Origin of the sequence: Methylophaga sp. UBA4204 (assembly GCF_002379485.1) — a bacterium.
Classification (GTDB): domain Bacteria; phylum Pseudomonadota; class Gammaproteobacteria; order Nitrosococcales; family Methylophagaceae; genus Methylophaga.
In genome coordinates this window covers 531-7,273 of record NZ_DFTU01000102.1, presented here as the reverse complement: position 1 = coordinate 7,273, position 6,743 = coordinate 531, and the positions used below count along the sequence as shown (strand labels likewise).

The following is a 6,743-nucleotide window of genomic DNA, read 5'->3' as shown; positions in this document are numbered from 1 at the left end:
CCTAGCCAGAATAAAATCGAGCCGAATATCAGCACACGAATAATGCCGTAAGCAGAAATCTTGATATTGCCTAACTCAAATGACAAAGATTCAAGATAAACGATAACTGCATCCAGCCAACCAAAAAGATGTAGCACAGCAATGGGTAAAACAATAAAGAGGGCGAGCTTTTTAAATAAAGCCTTATGAACAACTCGATTTATCAGTTTGTAGAGCATATAGATGACAGCCCAGCTCATACATATTTGAATTAACCAGCTTTGACCTATCCATAACTGACTGATATCAGCAGCAATCGAAAAAGCCAGAATTATCATCAAGGGAAAAATCAGATCCCGACTACGATAAATGCTGTTACGTAACTTAAGTAAAGGACCTGAAGCGGGGAGCTGTCTTAAAAGTGGTGAGCGGCTCTTTAAAAAACTGGCAATTGAAAAAGCCAGTAAACCGCCTAATACTATCAGTCCGATTTGAGAGTAAAATTTTGGACTACTAGCCCAGTCCATCACGATGTGCAGAGATTGAAAGAAAAGGGTTTCAATTTGCTGGATATCCATTACGATTCCGAATATTTACTAAAAAGACTGCTAATGTAGGTGAGCACAAGCATTGGATCAAGCTGGTCTGAATATGATTTTCGATGTCAGGGCTGATGATGTGAAATAGTGGGAGTGTTTTAGATGAATGAAACCTATGACATAACAGGTAAAATAGCCTTGGTGACAGGGGCTAACCGGGGTATTGGTAAAGCGATTGTCGAGGCTTTTATCCATGCGGGTGTCAGCAAAATTTATCTGGCTGTGCGTGATGTCACATCCGCTGAAGCATTATTGGCGCAATATCCCGAACAGCTTGTTGCCATTGCAGTGGATTTATCAAAGCCAGAAACCATATTTTCTGCTGCCAAGAAAGCCAATGATGTTGATCTGGTAGTAAATAACGCAGGTATTTTGCAAATGGCAATGCCGTTAGATGAGCATGCGGTTGAAGCCCTACAAACTCAGATGGCGGTTAATGTAAACGGTTTGCTCTATATGGCTCAGGCTTTTGCACCGGTATTGAAATCAAATGGTGGTGGAGCCTTTATCCAACTCAATTCAATTGCTTCATTAAGATCATTCCCGGCCTTTTCAGGCTATGCCGCCTCTAAAGCTGCAGCCTATTCATTAACTCAGGCCTTACGGGGGCAGTTTGCTGAACAAGGCACCAGAGTAATGAGTGTGCATCCTGGTCCAATAGCAACTGATATGGCAAAAGACGCCGGGTTTGGTGATATTGCAGAAACCGCTGATACAGTTGCAAAAGCTATTATTGATGGTCTCAAAGCTGGTCAGTTTCATGTGTTTCCTGATGCGATGGCACAGGAAATGTGGGGTAAATATCAGAGTTTTGCCCGTTATGTTGTGGAAGCTGACAGTGTTTAATAACACGCAGATACAAAAAAGCCCCGGAAAACGGGGCTTTTTCGTTTCACCCGAAGGTGAAAATCAAACTGTTATCGTAGCAATTATGCAGGAACGATGTTTTCAGCTTGTGGACCTTTTTGACCTTGAGTAACATCAAATGTTACACGTTGGCCTTCAGTCAATGTTTTGAAACCGTCACCTTGGATTTGACGGAAATGTGCGAAAACGTCAGGGCCGTTTTCTTGTTCGATAAAACCAAAGCCTTTAGCTTCGTTAAACCATTTAACTGTTCCAGTTGAAGACATAAATCATCCTATTTTTTGTAAATCTAAAATGCCCAATTTGGGCGGGTATGCTGTAAGTGGAGCGGGTATTTTGAAAACAGGACGAGTACTCTTTGGATCTAACATTAAAGCGGAAACATCGAACTTGAAAACAAATATCTGTCGTACTTGCAAGCACGATTGAATATATAGAGATTATATGTAAAGGTCAAACTCTATTTGATAAATAATCAAAATATATCTGCATTGGCTCCACAGGTACTCCTTATAGCCACTCATAAGTCAGAAATCATTGGCTTAGTTAATTCATCGCAACTAACGGGGCAGTTTTATAACGTCTTTCGCGAAACCAATTCAACGCAGGCTTTTCTACGTGAAGGTGAATCAATATGGCCAGTAGAAATGACACTCCAATGGCAATAGCAACTCCGGTGACGCCTGATAACCCAATTGCATAGCTGTAATTGATGATTCCGTAACCAATATTTTGGTGGACCAGATAAAGAGAATAGGACAGGCTGCCCAACCATAAGGTGAGCCGATTGACAATAAAATCCAGATAACCGCTTATTGCCAGCACAAAAACAGCGTAACAACCTAAAACAAAAAGACTGAATGGTGCGGGGTAGGCAATGAGTGCATGGCTCATCGACAGAGCGAGGAACAGCACCTCACTGGCGGTCAAATTCCCCGACTTGTACCAGCGGTATAGCAACATCCCACTGATAAACAGAGGGGCATACATGGCAAATAATAATTCATGGGTCAAAAACAGTAATGATGGGGATAGATTTTCCAGATTAAACACCGCTATGTAACTGATAATCAGCCAACCAAACAAAACCATGCGGAGCTGCTGCCAGCTTTTCAATGCATAAAACAAGATGGCCATCCATAGATAAAATGTACCTTCAATCACCAGGCTCCAATAGGCACCATCGACATGGGAATAATCCAAGTAACTATGTAAAAGCGTGAAGTTTATTAATGCTGTGCTGAACGAGACAGAGCGATCATCCGGGCCAAGCACTTGAACCATAAAGAAAGTCAGCAGAATGCAAACCCATAAAGCCGGTAACAACCGAAAAGCTCTGGCCAGACCAAACCAGCGCACATTGTCGGTTCGTTCCAGTGTCATCAAAATCACAAATCCACTCAGTATAAAGAACAGGTGAACGCCATAGCGACCAAATTCCAGCACATCAGGTGATGAGAAAGTGTGACCATAAAGTTCATCGTAATAAGGCAGGTAATGAAACAGTACTACGCCGAGTGCGGCAATACCTCTTAAGGCATCTAGAGCCTGTAATCTGTTTTTGGCTTTCGCCATCTAACGCTCCTGAGGATTTAGCTCGACCAGGACAAAGTGATTAATTAAACAAACTAAACCGAGTTAAACTTTGAAAGTTGATATAAACGCTTTCACGTATCAGGCGACTACGCAGTTTTTGCCCAGATGTTTTGCTTCATAGAGTTTACGATCCGCGCGATAGAGCAGTGCAAAAATACCATCATCTTCTTCACCATATTCTGTCAGACCTATGCTGACAGTGAACGTCACGTTTTCACCACTGACTAATGGCAGGCTCAATTGTTCTACACATTCACGCATCCGTTCAGCTAATGCCAGTGCTGAGTCAAGATCGGTTTCAGGAAGAATCATGGCAAACTCTTCGCCACCAATGCGACCAAAAATATCGTACGCACGCTTTGAATTCATAATACATTCTGTAAATAATTTGATGGCTTCATCGCCAGTGTTATGTCCGTGCAAATCATTGATGCGTTTAAAGTTATCGATATCAAACATTAAAAGGCATAATGTTCGATTATGCCGAGAGGTTCGCTGCAGTTCTGTCTCTGCTTGAGCAATAAAAGCCCGTCGATTCCAGATACCTGTTAAATCATCTGTATTGGCAAGATATTCGAGTGTTTTGGCCACTTCTTCCAGCTCAAGATTTTGTTCCAGAATATCCAGATGGGCTTCAAAAATATTGCGTAACTGCACCATCATTTTGAGTTGTAATTCGCTGTAATAATGCGTTTTTGTGTCAAGAACACATAAAGTGCCAAACGGGTCTCCATTCGGCCAGGTGACGGGCACGCCAAGATAATTAATCATACCTAGCGTCGGGTCATATTTGTTCTTCCATGCCGTATCTTCATATGCATTGGCAACAAACAGCGTTTTCTGTTCCCGAATGACAAATTCGGAATATGTTTCAGATCCGGTTAAATCGAATTTCTGATCACTCTGATATGGGTTGGTCGACGCCCGGTTTTTAACCATGACCGCAAGCTGATTATTTTCATCTACATGCGTTAGAAGTGCAGCAGGCACTTGCATGAATTCGGCTAACAGATCAATCAGATCCTGCCATTGTTGAAAATATTCATCACTCACCATTGGATGAGATGTATCTGTCGTAATCGTCAAGATACCTATCCTATTTGTTTAGCCTGTTATGGAGCATACAATAAATTTATAACGAGTCTTTAACCTATTTAAAGTGTCACAGTCAATTCTCTGAGTTTTAGATCCTTTCGACCAGCCATTTAATGAATATTCCATATCGAATTTTAGTTCTGTTTAGCCTTATGTCGTTGCTTGGTGCCTGCGACCCGTTGGCAAAACCGGAAACCTTGATGGATGAATATGTGAAGCGGTTAGCCAATGTGTTGGATGTGGAACCGGTCTATTCAGATCTGATTGATATAGAGCGAATTCCCCGACCACGAGACCGTCGATTATTCATACCTGAACACGATATCAATATGTTGGACTTTTTGTCTTTATATGGCTGTGAACTGCAATTTGTGGTGGGAGAAAAAAACTCGATACTGGGACGAGTGATGCAGCCTTTAAATAATTTACGTTACGAATTACGGTTTATAGAAGCGTCACAACAATGTCTGGTCGAGATTAAAAGTGAAACATTAAGAACAAAGCTGGCGCAAGTCATTGAAATAAAAAAACAGTATTTACCACGTGTGATTTGGAATGCCACTTGGGGAACAGAGGAAATCGCGCAGCTAATGAGTTTATCATCAGGACTTTATGATCCTGAGAAAAGCCAATACGAAATCAGCAGCTATAGTCAGGATATTGTTTATGTAAACAAACGGGTTCAGCAACTTCTGCAAGGCGAGTATGAACAGGATCTTGAGTATATGGGCGAGATTCAACAACGTTGGCAATATGGAAGCCGGGCAGGGCAATTACAGAATAGTGCGAGATTACTGATAAGTCGGCTGGATGATGGAACTCAGATTCTGAAGCAACGCATTGAGCAAAAACCACTATGTGTACAGGGCAAACCGAATACTCAGGCAAAGATTCTGGAATCGATGTTTTTCAAGGTTTATATTGAAAAAGTCCAACCCTATATGTCTGCTGTAAACAGTGGGGCTGATCAGCTGTTTCAGCCCTTAGCCAGACTGGCACAGCTGCAAAAAGAGGTCATGCCGCAGACGTTTAATGCGTATTATCAACAAACGTTAAATGTGGATAATAAGCAGAATATCTGGACGCTATATCAACAACGTATAAAAGAACACACTGAAGCCTGGCAGGATTTGCTGGAACAGTGCGGTCTTCGACCCACTCCCGACTAACACTAAACTTTAAAGCGGCTCATCATTTGTTTCATGCTTTCAGAAAAACGTCTGATTTCCTGTGATAACTCTTCACCCGTTTCAGCTACTTCACTGGCAGCTTCTGTCTGTTGGTTTAGACCGTGCAGGTTTTTACTGATTTCTTCAGCGACACAGGTCTGCTCTTCAGTTGCCTGAGCTGTTTGGGTCGCCATATCATTTACCCGGTTAGAGGACTGCTGAATTTCATGGAAAACTTTATCGGCTTCAACAAAGGTATTTGCTGTTTCATCAGCATTTACCTTACCTTCAGAAATAGCCTTTGAAGATGCGCCGACAGACAATTGTAATTTCTGGATAATTTCATCTATATCATTGGTACTTTGCTGAGTTCGGGTTGCCAGAGTTCGGACCTCATCTGCCACAACAGCAAAACCTCGTCCATGTTCACCTGCCCGAGCGGCTTCAATCGCGGCATTCAGTGCCAGCAAATTAGTTTGTTCGGCCACGCCACGAATAACTTCCAAAACGGTAACGATATTGTTGGAATTGGTTTCAAGCTCCTGAGAGGAGTTCAATACCAAATCCATATTGCGAATCAATGCGGCGATTTTTTCATTCGACGTTCTGACTACGGCCATACCGCGATCAGCTAAACCAGCGGTTTGATCGGCCTCAGAAGCGGAATTGGTTGCAACTTGTGCCATTTCCTTGTTGGCCAGCGTCATTTCATGAACAGCACTTACAATGGATTCTGTCGATAAATTCAGTTTATCGTTAATATCTTTGGTATGAACTGATGCATCCGACAGGCTGGCAGTGAGATTGCCGAGGTTGGCAACCTGGGACAGAATATTTTTGATTAAATCCTGCAGGTTAGAGACAAAAACATTAAACGCCTGAGCAAGATTACCGAATTCATCTTTAGACGACACATCAATTCTAGCGGTGAGATCGCCATCACCTGAGGCAATTTCATTAATTCGTTTTACCAAATAATTGATGTCGTTAGTCAGTTTTTTTGGAATGAGATAACTGAAAATCATCGCGATTATCAAAACGATCGCGACAGCAATAAATGTGATCGTCATTTTGGTGCGGATATCAGCAGCAAGTTGCTTTTCAATGACCTCAAAACCATTAATCACTGCCTCGCCGGACTTATCCAGAATATCTCGTAATTCAGCAAACTCCTGATCTTCAGTTTGCTTAAGGAGATTTAAAGAAAGCCCATTGTCATAAGCTTGTACCAGCGCATCAGAGGAAGCTACCCATTCTTGATAGGCCTGATTAAACACCGCCGGGTCACCGGATATTTCAGGAAATTCTTTCAAGTATTCCCTGTATTCAGCGTAACGTGCCGCCACCTGTTGGATATTTTCCTGGCGATTTATTTCTTCTTCATCGGCTGCGTTGCTTTGACCCGAAAGGATGTTGAGTTGGGCTAGTTTGGCCTGGT

6 protein-coding genes and 1 pseudogene are annotated in these 6,743 nt (G+C 42.2%); 2 read left to right on the top strand and 5 right to left on the bottom strand.

Features of this window, described 5'->3' with window-relative positions; genetic code table 11:
* Positions 1 to 557, bottom strand: a pseudogene (locus B3182_RS15215) (mechanosensitive ion channel protein); the annotation flags it as partial.
* Between the two features lie 123 nt (positions 558 to 680).
* On the opposite strand from B3182_RS15215, the gene B3182_RS15210 reads away from it, so the two are divergent.
* Complete coding sequence (locus B3182_RS15210) at positions 681 to 1,424, top strand: SDR family oxidoreductase (RefSeq protein ID WP_292357094.1); 744 nt, start codon at positions 681 to 683, stop codon at positions 1,422 to 1,424.
* Positions 1,425 to 1,507: 83 nt separating this feature from the next.
* On the opposite strand, the gene B3182_RS15205 is transcribed toward B3182_RS15210, so the two are convergent.
* The 3 genes from B3182_RS15205 to B3182_RS15195 all read right to left on the bottom strand — a co-directional run bounded on the left by B3182_RS15205 (position 1,508) and on the right by B3182_RS15195 (position 4,127).
* Complete coding sequence (locus B3182_RS15205) at positions 1,508 to 1,711, bottom strand: cold-shock protein (protein WP_014706925.1); 204 nt, start codon at positions 1,709 to 1,711, stop codon at positions 1,508 to 1,510.
* A 280-nt stretch (positions 1,712 to 1,991) separates the two neighbouring features.
* The gene (locus B3182_RS15200; RefSeq protein WP_292357091.1) at positions 1,992 to 3,020 is read right to left on the bottom strand and encodes an acyltransferase family protein; all 1,029 of its coding nucleotides are present in this window, start codon (positions 3,018 to 3,020) and stop codon (positions 1,992 to 1,994) included.
* A 99-nt stretch (positions 3,021 to 3,119) separates the two neighbouring features.
* Positions 3,120 to 4,127, bottom strand: coding sequence for a sensor domain-containing diguanylate cyclase (locus B3182_RS15195; protein ID WP_292357089.1), 1,008 nt, complete (start codon positions 4,125 to 4,127; stop codon positions 3,120 to 3,122).
* 209 nt (positions 4,128 to 4,336) lie between these two features.
* On the opposite strand from B3182_RS15195, the gene B3182_RS15190 reads away from it, so the two are divergent.
* A complete protein-coding gene (locus B3182_RS15190; protein ID WP_292741745.1) occupies positions 4,337 to 5,305 on the top strand; it encodes a DUF3080 family protein in 969 nt (322 codons plus the stop codon).
* Between the two features lie 2 nt (positions 5,306 to 5,307).
* Here the strand turns inward: B3182_RS15190 and B3182_RS15185 are convergent.
* The coding region (locus B3182_RS15185) for a methyl-accepting chemotaxis protein (protein ID WP_292753405.1) at positions 5,308 to 6,743 on the bottom strand (1,436 nt) is incomplete at its 5' end.

What these genes read in the sequence shown, in the direction of transcription:
- B3182_RS15190 (WP_292741745.1), top strand. Translation starts at nt 4,337, where the DNA reads ATGGATGAATATGTGAAGCGGTTAGCCAATGTGTTGGATGTGGAACCG.
- B3182_RS15200 (WP_292357091.1), bottom strand. Translation starts at nt 3,020, where the DNA reads ATGGCGAAAGCCAAAAACAGATTACAGGCTCTAGATGCCTTAAGAGGT.
- B3182_RS15210 (WP_292357094.1), top strand. Translation starts at nt 681, where the DNA reads ATGAATGAAACCTATGACATAACAGGTAAAATAGCCTTGGTGACAGGG.
- B3182_RS15205 (WP_014706925.1), bottom strand. Translation starts at nt 1,711, where the DNA reads ATGTCTTCAACTGGAACAGTTAAATGGTTTAACGAAGCTAAAGGCTTT.